Annotated in this window: 18 protein-coding genes; 8 read left to right on the forward strand and 10 right to left on the reverse strand. The window is 76.2% G+C overall.

Annotation, left to right across the window (positions count from 1 at the left end):
- Positions 1 to 10: 10 nt before the first annotated feature.
- On the reverse strand, positions 11 to 1,507 hold the full coding sequence (locus tag ACI78S_RS10145; RefSeq protein ID WP_456972791.1) for an insulinase family protein: 1,497 nt from the start codon (positions 1,505 to 1,507) through the stop codon (positions 11 to 13).
- Positions 1,508 to 1,620: 113 nt separating this feature from the next.
- Here ACI78S_RS10145 and ACI78S_RS10150 point away from each other — a divergent pair, with 113 nt between their 5' ends.
- From ACI78S_RS10150 to ACI78S_RS10160, 3 genes are all read left to right on the forward strand, one after another.
- Positions 1,621 to 2,430 carry a purine-nucleoside phosphorylase gene (locus ACI78S_RS10150; protein WP_456972793.1) on the forward strand — a complete coding sequence of 270 codons (810 nt, stop codon included), beginning with the start codon at positions 1,621 to 1,623 and terminating at the stop codon, positions 2,428 to 2,430.
- A 76-nt stretch (positions 2,431 to 2,506) separates the two neighbouring features.
- Entirely contained in the window at positions 2,507 to 3,364 is an 858-nt protein-coding gene (locus tag ACI78S_RS10155) for an NAD-dependent epimerase/dehydratase family protein (RefSeq protein WP_456972795.1), read from the forward strand.
- Complete coding sequence (locus tag ACI78S_RS10160) at positions 3,361 to 4,983, forward strand: phospho-sugar mutase (RefSeq protein ID WP_456972797.1); 1,623 nt, start codon at positions 3,361 to 3,363, stop codon at positions 4,981 to 4,983. Before ACI78S_RS10155 ends, ACI78S_RS10160 begins: the two co-directional genes overlap by 4 nt.
- Here the strand turns inward: ACI78S_RS10160 and ACI78S_RS10165 are convergent.
- From ACI78S_RS10165 to uidA, 3 genes are read right to left on the reverse strand one after another with little or no spacing between them, the layout of a single operon-like run.
- Positions 4,980 to 5,324, reverse strand: coding sequence for a DUF202 domain-containing protein (locus tag ACI78S_RS10165; RefSeq protein WP_456972799.1), 345 nt, complete (start codon positions 5,322 to 5,324; stop codon positions 4,980 to 4,982). The two genes, ACI78S_RS10160 and ACI78S_RS10165, sit on opposite strands and share 4 nt — an antisense overlap.
- Entirely contained in the window at positions 5,321 to 5,701 is a 381-nt protein-coding gene (locus ACI78S_RS10170; RefSeq protein ID WP_456972801.1) for a YidH family protein, read from the reverse strand. The genes ACI78S_RS10165 and ACI78S_RS10170 overlap by 4 nt, the downstream gene beginning before the upstream one ends.
- Positions 5,702 to 5,742: 41 nt before the next feature.
- Positions 5,743 to 7,506 carry a beta-glucuronidase gene (uidA, locus tag ACI78S_RS10175; protein ID WP_456972803.1) on the reverse strand — a complete coding sequence of 588 codons (1,764 nt, stop codon included), beginning with the start codon at positions 7,504 to 7,506 and terminating at the stop codon, positions 5,743 to 5,745.
- A 69-nt stretch (positions 7,507 to 7,575) separates the two neighbouring features.
- Between uidA and ACI78S_RS10180 the strand changes: the two genes are divergently transcribed.
- The gene (locus ACI78S_RS10180) at positions 7,576 to 8,652 is read left to right on the forward strand and encodes a LacI family DNA-binding transcriptional regulator (RefSeq protein ID WP_456972805.1); all 1,077 of its coding nucleotides are present in this window, start codon (positions 7,576 to 7,578) and stop codon (positions 8,650 to 8,652) included.
- On the opposite strand, the gene ACI78S_RS10185 is transcribed toward ACI78S_RS10180, so the two are convergent.
- Positions 8,553 to 9,824, reverse strand: a complete 1,272-nt coding sequence (locus tag ACI78S_RS10185) for a lactate racemase domain-containing protein (protein WP_456973234.1) — start codon at positions 9,822 to 9,824, stop codon at positions 8,553 to 8,555. The genes ACI78S_RS10180 and ACI78S_RS10185 overlap by 100 nt on opposite strands.
- A 109-nt stretch (positions 9,825 to 9,933) precedes the next feature.
- Between ACI78S_RS10185 and uxaC the strand changes: the two genes are divergently transcribed.
- The 4 genes from uxaC to ACI78S_RS10205 are packed head-to-tail and all read left to right on the forward strand — an operon-like array spanning position 9,934 to position 13,983.
- Complete coding sequence (uxaC, locus tag ACI78S_RS10190; RefSeq protein WP_456972807.1) at positions 9,934 to 11,346, forward strand: glucuronate isomerase; 1,413 nt, start codon at positions 9,934 to 9,936, stop codon at positions 11,344 to 11,346.
- Complete coding sequence (locus ACI78S_RS10195) at positions 11,343 to 12,581, forward strand: mannitol dehydrogenase family protein (RefSeq protein ID WP_456972809.1); 1,239 nt, start codon at positions 11,343 to 11,345, stop codon at positions 12,579 to 12,581. Before uxaC ends, ACI78S_RS10195 begins: the two co-directional genes overlap by 4 nt.
- Positions 12,578 to 13,141, forward strand: coding sequence for an FGGY family carbohydrate kinase (locus ACI78S_RS10200; RefSeq protein WP_456972811.1), 564 nt, complete (start codon positions 12,578 to 12,580; stop codon positions 13,139 to 13,141). The genes ACI78S_RS10195 and ACI78S_RS10200 overlap by 4 nt, the downstream gene beginning before the upstream one ends.
- An 8-nt stretch (positions 13,142 to 13,149) precedes the next feature.
- Positions 13,150 to 13,983: an FGGY-family carbohydrate kinase gene (locus ACI78S_RS10205; RefSeq protein WP_456972813.1), complete on the forward strand. Its 834-nt coding sequence runs from the start codon at positions 13,150 to 13,152 to the stop codon at positions 13,981 to 13,983.
- Here the strand turns inward: ACI78S_RS10205 and ACI78S_RS10210 are convergent.
- From ACI78S_RS10210 to ACI78S_RS10230, 5 genes are all read right to left on the reverse strand, one after another.
- Positions 13,940 to 14,395 carry a DUF805 domain-containing protein gene (locus ACI78S_RS10210; protein WP_456972815.1) on the reverse strand — a complete coding sequence of 152 codons (456 nt, stop codon included), beginning with the start codon at positions 14,393 to 14,395 and terminating at the stop codon, positions 13,940 to 13,942. The two genes, ACI78S_RS10205 and ACI78S_RS10210, sit on opposite strands and share 44 nt — an antisense overlap.
- A gap of 95 nt (positions 14,396 to 14,490) precedes the next feature.
- Positions 14,491 to 15,387, reverse strand: a complete 897-nt coding sequence (locus ACI78S_RS10215) for a Gfo/Idh/MocA family protein (RefSeq protein ID WP_456972817.1) — start codon at positions 15,385 to 15,387, stop codon at positions 14,491 to 14,493.
- A gap of 1 nt (position 15,388) precedes the next feature.
- Positions 15,389 to 16,012 (reverse strand): uracil phosphoribosyltransferase, encoded by a 624-nt coding sequence (gene upp, locus ACI78S_RS10220; RefSeq protein ID WP_456972819.1) that lies wholly within the window; start codon positions 16,010 to 16,012, stop codon positions 15,389 to 15,391.
- A 26-nt stretch (positions 16,013 to 16,038) separates the two neighbouring features.
- A complete protein-coding gene (locus ACI78S_RS10225) occupies positions 16,039 to 16,731 on the reverse strand; it encodes a hypothetical protein (protein WP_456972821.1) in 693 nt (230 codons plus the stop codon).
- A gap of 39 nt (positions 16,732 to 16,770) precedes the next feature.
- Positions 16,771 to 18,003, reverse strand: a complete 1,233-nt coding sequence (locus ACI78S_RS10230; RefSeq protein WP_456972823.1) for a DUF222 domain-containing protein — start codon at positions 18,001 to 18,003, stop codon at positions 16,771 to 16,773.
- Between the last annotated feature and the right edge of the window lie 108 nt (positions 18,004 to 18,111).

Raw genomic sequence — 18,111 nt, forward strand, 5'->3', positions numbered from 1 at the left:
CCCGGCCCGGTCAACGGACGGGCTCCGCCGTCCGGGCGACGTCGGCGGCGGCCACCGGCCGCACCCAGAGGTGCTCCGGCAGCCGCTCGCGGACCGCCGTCACGGCCCCGCGCCCCTGCACGGCCGGGTCCACGGGGATCACGCACATCTCGCGGGTGATCACCGAGAAGCCCTCGCCCCGGTCGGCGGGGACGACGGCCTCGATCCCGTCCCACGGCGTGAAGTGCACGTCGCCGTCGGCGTCGACGTCGGCCAGGCCGGCGTCGGACACGACCAGCCGGACCCGGGCCGCGCGGTCGCGCACCCGCCTGAACGCCGACGGCCGGAACTGCCGACCCTTCGGCGCCACGGGGACCACCCCGCAGAACGGGCGCTGCTCGATCCCGCCGACCGCGGTGCGCAGCACGGTGCCCTGCGGGACGACGAGCAGCGCGGTGGCGGCCGCGGCGCTCAGGGCCGCGGCGACCTGCGCCGGCGTGACCGCCCGCCAGGCGGCGAGGGCCTGCTCGGCGGGCAGGAAGGGCACCGGCCCGAGCTCGCCGAGCGCGGCCCCGCCCAGCTCACCGCAGACGAAGGCGTCCTCGTCGGCGTCGAACTCCTCGGCCAGACCGGTCACCACGTGCGCCAGCTCCTCGGCGGTGGGGCCGGTGCGGCACAGGGAGTCGAACTGCTCCCACAGGATGCGGCCGACCTCGGCGGCCCGTCCCTCGCGCGCGTCGACGTAGAGGGCGCTCTCCCGCCGGTCGGCGGTGACGTCGAGGACCTCGGTGCCCGTGGAGTAGCTCAGCCCCCGCTCGGTCCGGGCGACGTCGGTCAGCCGCCCCGAGAGCACGTGCAGCCCCACGTTGAGCGCGTGGTCCCGCGGCGCACCGGCCAGCAGCAGCCCGGCGCCCTCGCCCATCGGGGCCGGCGACCAGACCGGCCCGGCCTGGCGGCGGGGCTCGGGCACCGGCCGCTGCGGCCGGGGGCCGGGGGGCAGCGTCAGGGACAGCCCCGCGGGCAGGTCGCCGTGGCACCACAGCGTGGCGTTCTCGCGGACGAACCAGCGGCGGGCGTGCGCGCGCACGGTCGCCTCGGTGAGGAAGTCCGGCCCCGGGCCGGGGGCGACGGTGAGCCCGGGGCCCCGCAGGCCGTACCGGGCGCCGAGCAGCGCGGCCACGGTGGGGTGCGAGCCCGGGCAGTTCTCCGCCTGCAGCACGCCCACCTCCAGCGCCATCCGGTCGGTCGGCAGGTCGGAGATCGCCCGGCAGACCGACTCGAGGAAGGCGCGGACGGCGTCCGGGCGGCCGGTGGCGTAGAACGCGGTGAGGTCGGTGTCGACCAGCGCGTTGCACTGCAGGTGCGACTTGGGCAGCGTGCCCATCACCAGGTGCTCGACGAGGTGGGTGACCTCCACCGTCGCGAACGTCTCGTCCCGCAGGCCCACCCCGAACGTGAGGACGGCGGTGATGCGGTCCGGCCCCGGTGCGGTGAAGACCGGGACGCCGTCGATCTCGATGCGCTGCACGGGCGGAATGGTGCGGCGCACCGGGGCGGCACCGGCCGCGCACACGCCGGGAGGGGCAGCTGTGGCCCCTGTGCCGGGGCCGCCGCGTCGCCGCTGCGTTAGCGTCGCCCACCGTGGAACCCGCGCCCAGCACCGATCCCGCCGCGCTCGCCTCGACCGCGGCCGCCGACCTCACCACCGCCCTCGGGGAGGGCCACGACGTCGCCGTCGTCATGGGCTCGGGCTGGGCGCCCGCCGCCGACGCGTTCGGGCCCGCGCTGGCCTCCGTCGGCATCGCGGAGCTGCCGGGGTTCGCGGCGCCGACCGCCGTCGGTCACGGCGGCGAGATCCGCTCGGTCGCCGTGGGCGACCGGCGGGTGCTGCTCTTCCTCGGCCGCACCCACCTCTACGAGGGCCGGGGCGTGCAGGCGGTGGCCCACGGGGTGCGCACCGCCGCGGCGGCCGGGGTGCGGACCGTCGTCCTCACCAACGCCGCGGGCGGGCTGGCGCCCGAGCACCGGGTGGGCCAGGCGGTGCTCATCGCCGACCACCTCAACCTGACGGCGACCTCGCCGCTGGTGGGCGCGACCTTCGTCGACCTCACCGACCTCTACTCCTCCCGGCTGCGCGCGCTGGCCCGGGAGCTCGACCCGTCGCTGACCGAGGGCGTCTACGCGGCGCTGCCCGGCCCGCACTACGAGACGCCGGCCGAGATCCGCATGCTGCGCACCCTCGGCGCCGACCTGGTCGGCATGTCCACCGCGCTGGAGGCGATCGCGGCGCGGGCGGCCGGGCTGGAGGTGCTGGGGCTGTCGATGGTCACGAACGCGGCGGCCGGCATCACGGGCGAGAAGCTCGACCACGAGGAGGTGCTCGCCGCGGGCAAGGCCGCCGCGGGCCGGCTGGGCGAGTTCCTCGTGGAGTTCACCGGGCGGCTGGCGTGAGCGGACGGGGGCGTGAGCATCGCAGCGAGGAACGAGCGAGGAGCGGACCGCCCCGCGGGACCGAACGGGTGACGCCGTGAGCGGACCGGTGCTGGTGACCGGGGCGGCCGGGCGCATCGGCACGGTGCTGCGCGGCGGCCTGCCCGAGCGCGGCTGGGCGCTGCGCTGCCTCGACGTCGTCCCGATCGTCGAGACCCGGCCCGGGGAGGAGCACGTCGTCGCCGACGTCGCCGACCTCGCCGCGATGGTCGACGCCACCGGGGGCGCCTCGGCGGTGGTGCACCTGGCCGGCGTCGTCGGCGAGTCGACCTGGCCGGCGATCAGCCGGGCCAACATCGACGGCACGTGGGCCACGCTGGAGGCCGCGCGCCGGGCGGGCGTGACCCGCGTCGTGCTGGCCAGCAGCAACCACGCGACCGGCTTCACCCCGCGCCCGGCCGACGGCCTGCTGCGCGAGGAGGACGCCCCGCCCCGGCCCGACACCTACTACGGCGTGGCCAAGGTGACGATGGAGGCGCTGGGCTCGCTGTACCACGACCGGTACGGCATGGACGTCGTCTGCCTGCGCATCGGCAGCGCGTTCCCGGAGCCGACGAACACCCGCCACCTGGCCACCTGGCTCTCGCCCGACGACTGCGTCTCGCTGTTCGACGCGGCGCTGCGCGCCCCCTCCCCCGGCTTCGCCGTCGTGTGGGGCGTCTCGGCCAACACCCGCAACTGGTGGGACCTCTCGGCCGCCCGGGCGCTGGGCTACGAGCCGCAGGACGACGCCGAGGTCTACGCCGAGGCGCTGATCGAGACCCACGGCGAGCCCGACCCCGCCGACCCGGTGCACGCCCGCGTCGGCGGCGACTACACGCTGCCCGCCCTCAACGCCCCCCTCACCGACGACGTCGTGGTCGAGGCGCCGGGCACGGGGCGGGAGGAGCCGTGAGCGAGCTGCTCGCGGTCGCCCGGCAGTGGGCCGACGACGACCCGCACCCCGGCGACCGCGCCGAGATCGAGGCGCTGATCGAGGCCCAGGACCTGGCGGAGCTCGAGCGCCGGTTCGCCGGCCCGCTCACCTTCGGCACCGCCGGTCTGCGCGGGCCGCTGCGCGCCGGGCCGGCGGGCATGAACGCCGCCGTCGTCACCCGGGCGGCCGCCGGGCTGGCCGCGCACCTGACCGAGGAGGGGCACACCGGCGGGGGCGTGGTGGTCGGCTTCGACGCCCGCCGCCGCTCCGACGAGTTCGCCCGGATCACCGCCGAGGTGCTCGCCGCGGCCGGGTTCGCCGTCCAGGTGCTGCCCCGGGCGCTGCCCACGCCGGTGCTGTCGTTCGCCGTCCGGCACCTCGGCTGCGTGGCCGGCGTGATGGTGACCGCGAGCCACAACCCGCCCGACGACAACGGCTACAAGGTCTACCTCGGCGACGGCCGCCAGCTCGTGCCGCCGGCCGACGCGCGGATCGAGGCGGCGATCGCCGCGGCCGGCCCGGCCCGGGACGTGCCGCGCCGGGACGACTGGGTCACGCTGGGGGACGAGGTCGTCGACGACTACGTGGCCGCGGTGGTGGCCGCGCTGGAGCCCGAGCGGGTGCCGGGCCGCGGCTCCCTGGTGGTCGCCTGCACGGCGATGCACGGGGTGGGCGCCGACACGACCCGGGCGGTCTTCGCGGCGGCGGGGCTGGCCGAGCCGGTGAGCGTGCCCGAGCAGGACCGGCCCGACCCGGCGTTCCCGACGGTCGCCTTCCCCAACCCCGAGGAGCCCGGCGCGACGGACCTGCTGAAGGCGCTGGCCGAGCGGATCGGGGCCGACGTGGCGATCGCCGAGGACCCCGACGCCGACCGCTGCGCCGTCGTCTGCGGCGGCCGGCAGCTGACCGGCGACGAGACCGGGGCGCTGCTGGCCGACTGGCTGCTCCGCCGCGGGGTCCGCGGCACGTACGCGTCGTCGCTGGTGAGCGGATCGCTGCTGCACGCGCTGGCCGAGGCGCACGGCGTGCCGTCGGCCGAGACGCCGACCGGATTCAAGTGGATCATGCGGGCCGGCTCGGAGGCGGAGCCGCTGGTGTTCGGCTACGAGGAGGCGCTGGGCTACTCGGTGGCGCCGTCGGTGGCGCGGGACAAGGACGGCATCTCCGCGTCGCTCGCCGTGGCGCTGCTGGCCGCCGAGCTGAAGGCCGACGGCCGCACGCTGCTCGACCGGCTCGACGAGCTGGCGCGGGAGCACGGGTTGTTCGCCACCGGCCAGCTGTCGGTGCGCGTCGAGGACCTGTCGCTGATCGGGCAGGCGATGCAGCGGCTGCGGGCCGCGCCGCCCGCGACGCTGCTCGGCCGGCCGGTGGAGTTCGCCGACCTGCTCACCGAGCAGCCGCCGGTCGACGCCGTCCGGCTGCTCGGCGACGGCGTGCGGGTGGTCGTGCGGCCCAGCGGCACCGAGCCCAAGCTCAAGTGCTACCTGGAGACCGTCGTCCCGGTGCACGACGACGCCGGGATCATCGCCGCCCGCGGGCGCGGGGAGGACGAGCTCGACGAGCTGCGCGCGGAGATGTCGGCGGCGCTGGGCCTCTAGGCGCCGACGACGAACGCGAGCGCCAGCAGGCCGACGGTGAGGCAGCTGCCGGCGAGCGTCGCCATGGGCCAGCCGCCCTGCCGGAGGGCCGCGAGGTCGGCCCGGGAGGTCAGCGACCGGTGGGTGGCGCGGTACCGGCGCCGGGCGGCGAGGCTGACCGACACCGCCTGCAGGAGCCCCACGCCGGCCAGCGCCACGGCCAGCGCACCGATCACCGGCGCGGCCAGCCGCCCGGCGCCGACCGCCGCCACCGCCATCGCGAGGCCGGTCCGCCGCCAGGCCAGGGCCGTGCGCTCGGCCTGCAGCCCGGCGTCGAAGACGCGGTCCGCCGCACCGCTCACCGCAGGACGAACCCGAGGACCAGCAGCACACCCGCCACCAGCGTCCCGGCGGCGATCAGCGGGCTGAGGCGGGGGGACGGCAACGGCCGGCCCTCGCGCATCGCCCGCTCGGTCGCCGTCCAGCCGGTCCACGCCTGGACCGGCGCGAGGATCCCCAGGCCGACCAGCACCAGCGCGCACGCCAGGCGCAGCCCCGGGGCGATGGGCAGCTCGAGCCCCTCGAGCGCCACGCCGGCCGCCGCCAGCGCCAGCGACGTGCGGATCCACGCGAGGAAGGTCCGCTCGTTGGCCAGGCTGAACCGGGGGTCGGGCTCCTCCCCCACGCCGTAGACCGACCGCGGGAACCGCCTCGGTGCCGCCGTGTCGTCCGCGCTCATCGCCGCACAGTCTGCGGGACGCCGCCCCTTCCGGCGCGCGGTCAGTCGAGCTCGCGCCAGCGGCGGCGCAGCGCGAACGCGGCGGCCTTGGGCTGCCGGTCCCTGGTGAAGACACCCTTCCTGTTGCCGGCGACCCGACCGACGCTGGTCGCCGTCGCGAAGTCGGCGAAGTTCCAGACGTGCTCGCCGACGACGGCGTCCACGCGGTCGAAGACCCGGTGGTAGGTCTCGAGGAACTCGGCCTGGTACTCCTCGCTCCACGGCTCCGCGGTGAGCGAGTGCAGGCCGGCGAGGGTGTCGGCGCCGTACTCGGTCACCAGGACCGGCTTGCCCTCGCCAGCCCACGCCTCGAGCTCGGCCTGCAGGACCTTCTCGGCCGCTGCGAGGTCGCCGGTGTGGAGATACCAGCCGTAGTAGCGGTTGAGCATGATCGCGTCGCCCAGCGCCTGCAGCCGGTCCCGGCCGTGCGGCGCGAAGGCCATGTTGACCGTGCCCACCGGGCGGCTCGGGTCGAGCTCCCGGGTCAGCGCGACCAGCGGCTCGAAGTACGCGACCGACGCCTCGGTGTCCGACTCCGGCTCGTTGGCGATGCTCCACAGGACGACGCTCGGGTGGTTCTTGTCCCGGGCCACGAGCTCGCGGATCGCCTGGGCGTGCACCTCACGGCTCGCGTCGTCCAGCGCGTCCGGCGAGAACGTCGGCGGGAACTCCCGGCGCAGGATCCCGGCCATCATGCCGAGGTTCTGCCCCACCGCGGCGGTCTCGTCGATGACGACGATGCCGTGCCGGTCGGCGTGGTCGAGGACCTCCTCGGCGTAGGGGTAGTGCGACGTCCGGAACGAGTTGGCGCCGATCCAGTCCATCAGCGCGAAGTCGTGGACCATCAGCACGTCGTCGTGCGCCTTGCCGCGCACCGCGGCGTCCTCGTGCTTGCCGAAGCCGGTGAAGCGGAACGGCTCCCCGTTGATCAGGAACCGCGTCCCCCGCACCTCGACCGTGCGGATGCCCACGGGCAGCGTGTAGCTGTCCACCACGCCCGGGCCGTCGACGAGCTCGACCCGCAGCTCGTACAGGTAGCCCTCGCCCGGCCGCCACGGGTGGACGTCGTCGACGGCCAGCCGTCCGGCGGCACCGGTCGCGCGGGTCACCTCGGTGCCGGCGGCGTCGAGCAGGACCACCTGCACCCCGGCGTCCTCCCCCGCCGTCTCCACCCGGTAGTCGACGGTCCCGCGGGTGCCCTCCAGGCCGGGGACGACGGTGACGTCGGTGACGTGCGTGCGGGGAGTGCTGTGCAGCCACACCGAGCGGTGCAGGCCGGCGTAGTTGAAGAAGTCGTGGAAGTAGGTCTGCCTGCCGTTCTCCACGATGCCCGGCGGCACCGACCGCCAGGACAGGCGGTTGTCGACGACGGCGGTGATCCGCACCTCCTCGCCGGGGCGGACGTGCTCGGTGACGTCGGCCTCGAACGGCGTGTACCCGCCCTCGTGCCGGGCGACCTCGACGTCGCCGACCCACACGACCGCGCGGTGGGTGGCGGCGTCGAAGCGGAGCACCACCCGCTCGCCGGCCCAGCCGCGGGGCACGCGGGCCGTGGTCTGGTACCAGACGTCGCCGACGTGGTCGCGCACCGCGGTGTCGGCGAGGACGTCGTTGTAGCTGGCCGGAACGGGCATCTCGCGGGCGTCGCGCAGCGGTGCGCGCCACCAGCCATCGTCCCGGCCGACCCCGTCGCCGTCGAGGCGGAAGCGCCAGAGCCCGTTCAGGCTCTTGCGCTCGCGGGTGGGGCCGTCCTGGGGGCGCAGCACCCTCGCAGTACCGCACGGGACGTCCCTCGGGGGCAATCGGTTGCCACAGGTTGCCGCACACTGGGCGGTGTGGCCCGTTCCGTGACCATCTACGACGTGGCCCGGGCGGCGGGCGTCGCGCCGTCCACGGTGTCCCGCGCGTTCTCCCGACCCGGCCGGGTCAACGCCGCGACCGCCGAGCGCATCCGCCGGGTCGCGGAGGAGCTGGGCTACCGGGCCAACCCGCTCGCGCGGGCCCTGTCGACGGCGCGCACCCACATGATCGCGCTGGTGGTCTCCGACGTCGCCAACCCCTTCTACTCGGAGATCATCCGCGGCGCGCAGGGGGAGGCGGCCGAGGCCGGGTACACGGTCGTGCTGGCCGACGCCCAGGAGTCCGACCGGGTGGAGCGGGCGGCCCTCGAGCGCGCGCTGCCCTCGGTCGACGGCGTCGTCCTGGGCGGGTCCCGGATGTCCGACTCCGCCATCCGGATGATCGCCAAGCAGAAGCCGGTCGTCGTCCTCAACCGGGTCGTCGTCGACGTGCCGTGCGTCGTCCCGGACAACCCCGCCGGCATGCGCCGCGCGGTGGAGCACCTGCTCCGCCTCGGGCACGACTCGCTCACCTACGTGGCCGGCCCGGAGGCCTCCTGGGCCGACGGGATGCGCTGGCGGTCGCTCCGCGACGCCGCGTCCGACCTGCAGCTGCGCGTCCGCCGGATCGGCCCCTTCTCCCCCGACGTGCCCGGAGGGGTGCGCGCGGCCGAGGACCTGGCGGCCGCGTCGACCACGGCCGCGATCGCCTACAACGACCAGGTCGCCATCGGGCTCGTCCGCGGCCTGGCCGCCCGCGGGGTCCAGGTGCCGCGGGACGTCAGCGTGGTCGGCTTCGACAACATCGCGCCCGCCGAGCTGGTCACCCCGGGGCTGACCACCGTCGCCTCGCCGCTGCGGCTGCAGGGCGCGACGGCGACCAAGCACCTCCTGGCGATGATCGAGGGCGCGCAGAGCCGCACCGGTCAGCCGATGGTGCTGCCGGTGCGGCTGGTCGAGCGCGGCTCGACCGGTCAGCGCAGGCGGAAGAGGACCTCCCCCGCCTCGGGCACGACGAACGTCTCGCCGTCGGCCCGGAACGCCTCGACGTCGACGGCGGCCGGGTCGAGGTAGCCGAGGTTCGCCCGGCGGACGACGTCCTCCGGGATGCCGGTCGCGAGCGTGACGTCGACCCGGCACCGCTCGCCGTGCTCGTGGTCGAAGGTCCCCGCCCCGCGCAGGTGGGTGGAGTGCGCGAGCACGCCCCAGTGCAGGTGCCGGTAGCGGTCCCACTGCCGCACGAACCAGTCCCGGCAGTGGTAGCCGATCTCCTCGATCTCGGGGTGCATCTCGGAGATCCGGGTGATGTGCGGGGCGTGGAGGATGACCTCGCCGCCGTCGGCGACGACCGGTTCGAGCTTGTAGAAGCCCTTCGCGGCGGTCCAGATGTCGTCGTACTTCTCGGGGATGACCGACAGGACCCGCCGGACCGGGGCATCGAGGTAGCGCACGTGGGTCTCGGCCGAGACGTCGGCCGCCGCGGCCCAGGCCGCCCGCGGCTCCCCGAACGCGGCCGCGTGCAGCGCGCCGCTGCCCGACTGGGCGACGACGCACAGCGCGAGCTTCTCCGCGGGGATGAGCGCCGCGGCCTCGTCGATCAGGGCGCGCACGGGCGTGGTCCCCCGCGTGCCGATGATGTCGGCGCTGGTGATGAGCGCGCCGAGCCAGTGCGAGAGGTCGATGATCTCCTGGCCCGCCACCCCCGGGAAGAAGTACTTGTTGCCGCCGGAGAAGCCGACCACCTCGTGCGGGAAGACGGGCCCGACCACGAGCGCCACGTCGTGCTCGACGACCGCGCGGTTGAGCCGGACGTCGACGCCCTCGACCAGCCGCCCCTCCGAGAGCTCGGTGACCCGCTCCGCCGGGATCACGCCGAGGGAGACGAACGTGCCCGGGTCGGCCCACTCGTGGTTGCGCACCTCCAGGCCGGGATAGCGCGCGGCGACGTCCCCGGCCGGGTGGCCGAGGTGGCGGGCGAGCTGGGCCTCGGTCATCGGCGCGTGCGTGCCGAGCGCGATCAGCGCGGTCATGCGGGTGACCCGGCCGGCCAGCGCCCCGTGGACGGCGGAGAGCAGCAGCGGCAGCGGGCAGCTGCGGGTGGCGTCGGGGACGATCACGCACACGCTGCGGCCGTCGAGGTCGCGCCGCGCGAGCTGCTCGGCGACGAAGGCGGTCACCTCGTCCTCGGCCAGCACCTGGTCCGGTCCGCCGATCAGGGCCGCCGTCGCGGCGGGCGGGTGGAGCATCCGGGTCACCCCTGAACCATCCGGGGTGGCCGGCGTGCCGGGCAAGTGCCGCAGGCAACAGCTGGCAACCGATTGCCGCAACGGCGTGCGCGCCGTCACGATCCCGCCCATGGACGCCCCTGTTCCGCTGCACCGGCACCCCGACCGGTTGCTCCCCGCCGAGCCCGGCGTCCGCGCGACCGCCCGCCTCATCTACGAGGCCGTGCGGGAGCTGCCGATCCTGTCGCCGCACGGTCACGTCGACGCGCGGGTCCTCGCCGACGACGTCCCCTTCGCCGACCCGGCGACGCTGTTCGTGACCCCGGACCACTACCTGACCCGGCTGCTGCACGCCGGCGGCATCGCGCTGGACGACCTGGGCGTGGGCCGCACCGAGCTCGCCGAGGCCGAGTCCCGCCGCATCTGGCGGCTGCTGTGCGCCAACTGGCACCTGTTCCGCGGGACGCCGTCGCGGTACTGGCTGGAGTCGGAGCTGGGCGAGATCTTCGACGTGACCGTCGCCCCCTCGGCCGCCACCGCCGACGCGATCTACGACCAGGTGGCCGAGCGGCTGACCAAGGACGCCTACCGCCCGCGCGCGCTGTTCGAGCGGTTCGGCATCGAGGTGCTCGCCACCACCGACGACCCGTGCGACGACCTCGCCGCGCACGCCGCGCTGGCCGCCGACGCCACCTTCTCCGGCCGGGTGGTGCCGACCTTCCGGCCCGACCGCTACCTCGAGGTGGCGGCACCCGGCTGGGCCGGGGCGGTGCGCCGGCTGGGCGAGGTCAGCGGCGCCGACACCGGCAGCTGGGCCGGCTGGGTGGTCGCGATGCAGGAGCGCCGCGCCTGCTTCCGCGCGCACGGCGCGGTCTCGGCCGACCACAGCCACGAGGACGTCGGCACCGAGCCGCTGGACGACCCGGACCGGGTCTACCGGGCGGCCCTGGCCGGGACGGCGACCCGCGCCGAGGCGGTGGCGCTGCGCCGGCACATGCTGCTGGAGATGGCCCGCATGTCGTGCGACGACGGGCTGGTGATGACGCTGCACCCGGGCGTGCGGCGCAACCACCACGGGCCGACGCTGGCCGCGCACGGCCCCGACACCGGCCACGACATCCCGCTGCGCGGCGACTTCACCGACCCGCTGCGGCCCCTGCTGGAGCGCTTCGGCACCCACCCGAACCTGCACCTGGTGCTGTTCACGCTCGACGAGACCGCCTTCTCCCGCGAGCTCGCCCCGCTGGCCGGCTTCTACCCGGCCGTCTACGTGGGCGCGCCGTGGTGGTTCCTCGACGCCCCCGACGCCGTCCGCCGGTTCCGTGCCGCGGTGACCGAGACCGCCGGCTTCTCCCGCACGTCGGGCTTCATCGACGACACGCGGGCCTTCTGCTCCATCCCCGCGCGGCACGACATGGCTCGGCGCCTGGACGCCGGATACCTGGCGCGCCTGGTCGCCGAGCACCTGCTCGACGACGACGAGGCGCTGGAGACGGCGGTCGACCTGGTGGCCACCCGGCCGCGGGAGGTCTTCAAGCTGTGAGGCGCACGTCGGCCGCCCCGCCGGTGCGGGCCGTCCACCTCGGGCTGGGCAGCTTCTTCAGGGCGCACCAGGCCTGGTACACCGACCGCGCCGGCGACGGCTGGGGCATCGCGGCGTTCACCGGCCGCCGGCCCGACCTCGCCCGGGCCCTCGCCGCCCAGGACGGGCTGTACACGCTGGTCACCCGCGGCGCCGGCGGTGATGCGTTCGACGTCGTCCGGTCGGTGGCGCGGGCGCACGCGGCGGACGAGCACGACGCGTGGCTCGCCCACCTCGCCAGCCCGGACGTCCGGGTCGTCACCCTGACGGTCACCGAGGCGGGGTACCGCCGCGATGCCGCTCCGGCCCGGCTGCTGGCGGGACTGCAGGCCCGCCGCGCGGCCGACGCCGGGCCGATCACCCTGGTGCCCTGCGACAACCTGCCGGGCAACGGCGCGGTCCTGCGCACCGCGCTGCACGACCTGGCCGACCCGGCGACGAGGTCCTGGCTGGACGAGCAGGTGTCGGTCGCGACGACGATGGTCGACCGGATCACCCCCGAGCCGACCGACGCCGACCGGCGGGCGGTCCGCGCCGGCACGGGCGTCGACGACCGCTGCCCGGTGGCCACCGAGCCGTTCAGCGAGTGGGTCGTCGCCGGCGCGTTCCCCGGCGGCCGGCCGGCCTGGGAGACGGCCGGCGCCGTCCTCACCACGGACGTCACTCCGTTCGAGGACCGCAAGCTCTGGCTGCTCAACGGCGCGCACTCGCTGCTGGCCTACGCCGGGCCGCTGCGCGGGCGGGCCACGGTCGCCGAGGCGATCGCCGACCCGGCCTGCCGCGGCTGGGTGGAGGCGTGGTGGGACACCTGCGCGCCGCACCTCCAGCTGCCCGCGCACGACGTCGCCCGCTACCGCGCCGCGCTGCTCGACCGCTTCGCCAACCCCCGCATCCGGCACGCGCTGGCGCAGATCGCGGCCGACGGCTCGCAGAAGCTGCCGGTGCGGCTGTTCCCGGTGCTGCGCCGGGAGCGGGCGGCGGGCCGGCTGCCGCTCCCCGCCGTCCGGCTGCTGGCCGCCTGGCTGGTGCACCTGTCGGGGGCGGGCACCCCGGTGCGCGACGTGCGGGCCGACGAGCTGCGGCCGCTCGCCGGGTCGGTCCCGCGGGTGCTGGCGGCGCTGGACCCGGAGCTCGGCGAGGACCGCGACCTGGTCGCCGCCGTGGTCGAGCACGCCGCCGAGCTCCGCCCCCGGTGACCGCGGTCGTCATCGGCCTCGACGTCGGCACCACCGGCGTCAAGGCGGTCGCCTTCGGGGTGGACGGCGGCCGGCGGGCCCTCGTCGTCCGCGAGCACCCGCTGCTGCGGCCTGCCCCGGGCCACGCCGTCCAGGATCCCGACGCGGTGGTGACCGCGGCGGTGTCCGCGCTGGCCGAGTGCGTCGCCGCGGCCGGACGGCCGGTGCCGGGGATCGCGCTGGGCACCGCGATGCACGGCCTGCTCGCGCTCGACGCGGAGCGGCGCCCTATCACCCCCCTGCTCACCTGGGCCGACGCCCGGGCCGAGGAGGAGGCGCGGGAGCTGCACGCCACCGGCGAGGCGGCGGAGCTGCACCGGGTCAGCGGCACCCCGGTGCACCCGATGTCGCCGCTGGTGAAGCTGCTGTGGTTCCGCCGGCACGAGCCGGGGACGTGGTCCCGGGCGCGGTGGTGGATCGGCCTCAAGGACCACCTGCTGCTGCGGCTGACCGGGAGCCTGGCCACCGAGCTCTCCTCCGCCTCCGCCACCGGGCTGCTCGACCTGGCCACCGGCGGGTAGCCGGCCGGGTGGGGCTCGCCCGGGGCACCCCGGTGGTCACCGGCGCCGCCGACGGGCCGCTCGGCAACCTGGGCACGCGGGCGACCGCGCCGGGCGTGGTGAGCCTGTCGATCGGGACGAGCGCCGCGGCCCGGGTGGTGCTCCCCCGGCCGGCGCCCGATCCGGCGGGCGGGTTGTTCAGCTACGCGCTGACCGAGGACCGGTGGGTCGTCGGCGGCGCGGTCAGCAACGGCGCCGACGTGCTGCGCTGGGCGGGTGCCGCCCTCGACGCCGGGGCGTCGGACCAGGCGCTGCTCGCCCGGGCCGCCCGGGTGCCCGCCGGCAGCGGCGGGGTGGTCCTGCTGCCGTACCTGCTGCCCGAACGCGCGCCGCTGTGGAGCGCCGGCGCGGCCGGGGCCTACCTCGGGCTGCGGCGGGAGCACACCCGGGGCCACCTGCTGCGGGCCGCCGTCGAGGGCGTCTGCCTCGAGCTGGCCCGGGTGGTCGGCCGGCTGGCGGCGCTCTCCCCCGTGACCGACGTGCGCGCGACGGGCGGGGCCCTGCGGGCGCCGCTCTGGCGCGGCTCGCTGGCCGCCGCGCTGGCCCGCCCGCTGCGGGTCGGCGCCGACGCCGACGGGTGCGCCCTCGGCGCCGCGGCGCTGGGGCTGCACGCCCTCGGCGGCGCCGCGACGCCGGAGGAGGCGGTCGAGACCCTCGCCGGACCGCCCGGGACCGAGGAGGTCGTGGTCCCGCCGCCGGCCGACGTCGCGGCGCTCGCGGGAGTGCGCGCCCGCGCCGCGGACCTGCTCGCGGCGCTGGTCAGCGCAGGGTCGGCTGCTGCGCCGGCCGCGGCGCCGCGCTGAACCCGGAGACCGCCGGCGGGCCGTACCGGTTCGGGCCCGAGTCCCCGCGCAGGAAGCCGAGCTGCACCAGCAGCACGACCGCCCCGACGAGCGGCACCAGGCCCCACAGCAGGAACCAGCCGGACTTCCCCCTGTCGTGGCAGCGGGCCACGGCGGCGCTGATCGACGGCACGAGCAGCACCAGCGACGTGATGAGCGTGAGGGGGCCGCCGTAGAAGGTGGCCTCGACGCCGGCCGAGTAGCCGTAGTAGGGGTCGTAGGTGCTGTAGCTGCCGGCCGTGTACCAGGCCAGGTCGAGGCTGATGTCGGCCCACGCCGCGGCGACGTAGGCGAGCCAGACCGGCAGCGCGTAGTGGAGCCAGTAGACCTTGCGGCCGATCCGCCCGCGCCGCACGTACCAGGTGCCGTTCATGTGCTTCTCCCGTGTCCGCCCCTGCCGGGGCTCGTTCGCGTCGGGAGAGAGGTTCGCCGCGGCTGCTTGTGCCGCGCTTGGAGCCGAGTGGTGGCTCAGCTGGTGACGGGCTCGCGGCAGCCCGACTCCAGCGCCCGCTGGGCGGCGGCGAGGACGACGACGACCTCGCGGCCGAAGGCGACGTCGCACGGGTGCGCCCCGCCGGTGACCGCGGCCTGGGTGAGCTCCTCGACGGCGACCGAGTGCGCGGCGCGGGCGGCGCGCTCCTCGGGCAGCAGCGTGATCCGGCCGGCGTCGCCGTGCACGAAGAACTCGATGCCGCTGGACATGGGCGCGACGGTGTGCGAGAGCGTGACGGTGCTGGCGGCCCCGGACGCGTGGTGCAGCACCAGGTGGACGGTGTCCCCCAGCCCGGCGCCGGCCTGCACCGCGGTCACCGGCCCGAGCGCGGGCAGGAACAGCGACAGCGCGTGCGGGCCGATGTCCCACAGCGCGCCCTTCTCCTTGCGCCAGGCCGAGTCCTTGAAGGGGCTGTCCGGCTGGTAGTTGTTGCCCAGCCAGCTGCCGGCGCCGCCCATGAGCCTGGTCCGAGCGGCCTGGGCGAGCCAGGTCGCCGTCCCCTGCTGGAACCGGAAGGTGAAGAAGACGACCGAGGCCACCCCGTTGGCCCGCACGGCGGCGACGAGCCGGTCGGCGTCCTCGACGGTGAGCGCGACGGGCTTCTCGAGCAGCAGGTGCTTGCCGGCCTCGGCGGCGCGGACCGCGAGCGGCACCTGCACCTCGGGGGGCAGGGAGAAGGTGACGGCGTCGACGTCGGCCAGCAGGGCGTCGAGGTCGCCGTAGCCGGGCACCTCGAACTGCGCGCCGACCGCCTTCGCCTTGGCCAGGTCACGGCCCCACACGCCGACCAGCTCGGCGTCGGGGTGCTCGGCGAGGCTGGCCGCGTGGATCTCCCGGGCCCAGAAGCCGGTGCCGAGGACGCCGAACCGCATGTCAGACCGCGCCGAACTGGCGGTCGCCGGCGTCGCCGAGGCCGGGGACGATGTACGCCTTCTCGTTCAGGCCCTCGTCGACGCTGGCGGTGAAGACCCGCAGCGGCAGCCCGCTCTCCTCCAGCCGGCGCAGCCCCTGCGGTGCGGCGAGGGCGCACAGCACGGTGATGACCGGGGCGCCGCGCTCGGTGAGCAAGCCGCAGCAGTGCACCAGCGAGCCGCCGGTGGCCAGCATCGGGTCGAGGACGAAGACGTGCCGGCCGACGAGGGTCTCCGGCAGGGAGGCCATGTAGGCCTCGGGCTGGAAGGTGACCTCGTTGCGGGCGAGGCCGACGAAGCCCATCTGCGACTCGGGCAGCATGCGGTGCGCGGTGTCGGCCATGCCGAGACCGGCGCGCAGGACGGGGACGATCAGCGGCGGCGCGGCCAGCCGGTAGCCGACGGTCTCGGTGACCGGGGTGGTGATCGGCTCCCGGCGCAGCTCGAGGTCGCGGGTGGCCTCGTAGACCAGCATCTGGGTGAGGTCGCGCAGCGCCGCCCGGAAGTTGGCGTTGTCGGTGCGCTCGTCCCGCATGCGGGAGAGCCGGGCACGGGCGAGCGGGTGGTCCACGACGGTCAACTGCACGGGCGACACCGTAGCGGCCTGCGGTGTCACGGGTTGACCGCCAGGAAGGCGAAGGCCGCCAGCAGGACGAGGTGGACGACGCGCTGCAGGCGCGTGGCCCGACCGGGGACGACGGTGAGCATCCCGACCACGACGGTGACCGCCAGCAGCACCACCTGCGTCGGCCCCAGCCCGAGCAGCAGCGGTCCGTCGAGCCAGATGGAGGCGACCGCGATCGCCGGGATGGTGAGGCCGATGCCCGCCATCGCGGAGCCGAAGGCGAGGTTGCGGCTGATCTGCAGGCGGTCGCGGCGGGCGGCGCGGGCCGCGGCGAGGGTCTCGGGCAGCAGCACCAGCAGGGCGATCACCACGCCGACGACCGACTGGGGGTAGCCGACCGCGGCGACGGCCTCCTCGATGGCCGGCGACTCCACCTTGGCCAGGCCCACCACCGCGACCAGCAGACCCAGGCTGGTGAGCGCGGCCCGCGGGGTGGGCGGTGCGGCGTGCTCCTCCGCCGCGACGGCGAGGACCAGCAACCCGAACGGCTCCCCCACCCGGCGCGCGATGACCTCGGCGTGGTGGACGGCCGACAGCACCGCACCCACCAGCACCAGGGCGACGACCAGCTCGACCACGACGGGCAGCGAGCGACCCCAGGTGCCCACGAGCACGACCAGCGCGAGGACCGGGACGGCCGTGGTCCAGGTCAGCAGGGGGTGCCGGGTCGCGGTCGCCATGCGCCCACGCCGGCACAGCCGTGGTCCCCGCCTAGTGGATCAGCCGGCGCGGGCGAGTTCGGGGTCGTCGGCCGGTGGTCGGATCACGTGGATCCCGGTGCCGTCGGGGCGGTAGGTGTGCCAGCGGCCGGCGGTGTCGCGTTCGACGCGGAAGCCGTGGCGGACCTGGGTGTGGTGCCGCTCGCGGAGCAGCCCGCTGTTCGCCAGTGACGTCTCCCCGCCGAGCGCCCAGTGGAGGAGGTGGTGCACCTCCTCCACCAGTGCGGGGCGTCGTAGCCTGCGAATGGAAGGACCCCGCTGCCCCCCACGCCTCGCCCGCTCGGCGCGGGCCCCTGCAGCGGGGCCGCGGCCGAGGTCGAGGGGTTCGCCGTCGGGGCCGAGGACGATGCGGGTGAGGTCGGCGTCGCAGGCGGCCCAGCGGGCGCGGGCGGCGGAGAGCACGCCGCCGCAGCCGAGCTGCGCCGAGGCCGGGCCGGTGGCCGGGTCGACCAGGTCGGCGGCGTCGACCGTGACCACGGCGTGCGGCTTCACCCCGCGCAGCAGCGGCGGGGTGCCGCAGCCGAGGTGGATGTCGGCCAGCTGCACCAGAGCGTCGGCCGACTGCTGGGCGCGGGTGCGGGTGTCGCCGGCGGGGCGGTCGGCCTGTCGGAGCGACTCCAGCGCCGCGGTGACCTTCTCCGCGCCGAGCGGGTCGAGGTGGAACCGGCCGGTGGCCGACCCGTCGGCGTGCCGGGCGATCGACAGGAACCGTTGCTCGGTGGGGTCCGGTTCCGGGCCGTCGGCGTCGAGCCGGGCCAGGTAGGTGTGCACCAGCCGGGCGGTGTCGGTGTGCTCGTGCGCCGCGGCGAAGCCGGCCCGCACCGCGGCCCCGGCGGGCAGGTCCACCCCCTGGGCGGCGGCGAGCGCGGCCGGCCGGGGTGCGGTGATCTTGCCGATCAGGTCGGCCTGGTCGGCGGTGATCGCCCCGGCCGCGTGCGCGGCGGCGAGGGCGGGCAGCTGCTCCAGTGCCCGCCCGACCCGCACCAGATGGGACGCCGCCGAGGGCGAGAGCCGGCCGTGCCCGCGCAGCCACGACTGCGCCGTCCTCTGCCCGTCCCCGGCGAACGCCCGTTTGCTGTCGGCGGCGCGGACCCTGCGGGCCAGCTCGGCGTCGATGCGGTTGCGGGCCTCGACGAGATCGACGGTGTCCTCGAGCAGCTGCGGGCCGGTGCGCGCGTGCAGGTCGGCGCCGGCGAGCGCGTCGAGCACTGCGGCCAGCTGCTCCACGAGCACCTCCCGACCCCGAGTCGTACATGTGTTCGAAGTCTACCGCCGCCAGGGTAGAACGGCGACCCGGATCCCCAGTTCAGTGGCCTGTCCACAGATCGCGGACGGGTCTGG

The organism is Geodermatophilus sp. SYSU D00815 (genome assembly GCF_054050035.1).

Bases quoted from the DNA above. Each gene is read 5' to 3' on its own strand.
- ACI78S_RS10170 (WP_456972801.1), bottom strand. From the start codon at position 5,701: ATGAGCGCGGACGACACGGCGGCACCGAGGCGGTTCCCGCGGTCGGTC.
- ACI78S_RS10225 (WP_456972821.1), bottom strand. From the start codon at position 16,731: ATGGCGACCGCGACCCGGCACCCCCTGCTGACCTGGACCACGGCCGTC.
- ACI78S_RS10210 (WP_456972815.1), bottom strand. From the start codon at position 14,395: ATGAACGGCACCTGGTACGTGCGGCGCGGGCGGATCGGCCGCAAGGTC.
- ACI78S_RS10185 (WP_456973234.1), bottom strand. From the start codon at position 9,824: ATGCTCCACCCGCCCGCCGCGACGGCGGCCCTGATCGGCGGACCGGAC.
- uxaC (WP_456972807.1), top strand. From the start codon at position 9,934: ATGGACGCCCCTGTTCCGCTGCACCGGCACCCCGACCGGTTGCTCCCC.
- ACI78S_RS10215 (WP_456972817.1), bottom strand. From the start codon at position 15,387: ATGCGGTTCGGCGTCCTCGGCACCGGCTTCTGGGCCCGGGAGATCCAC.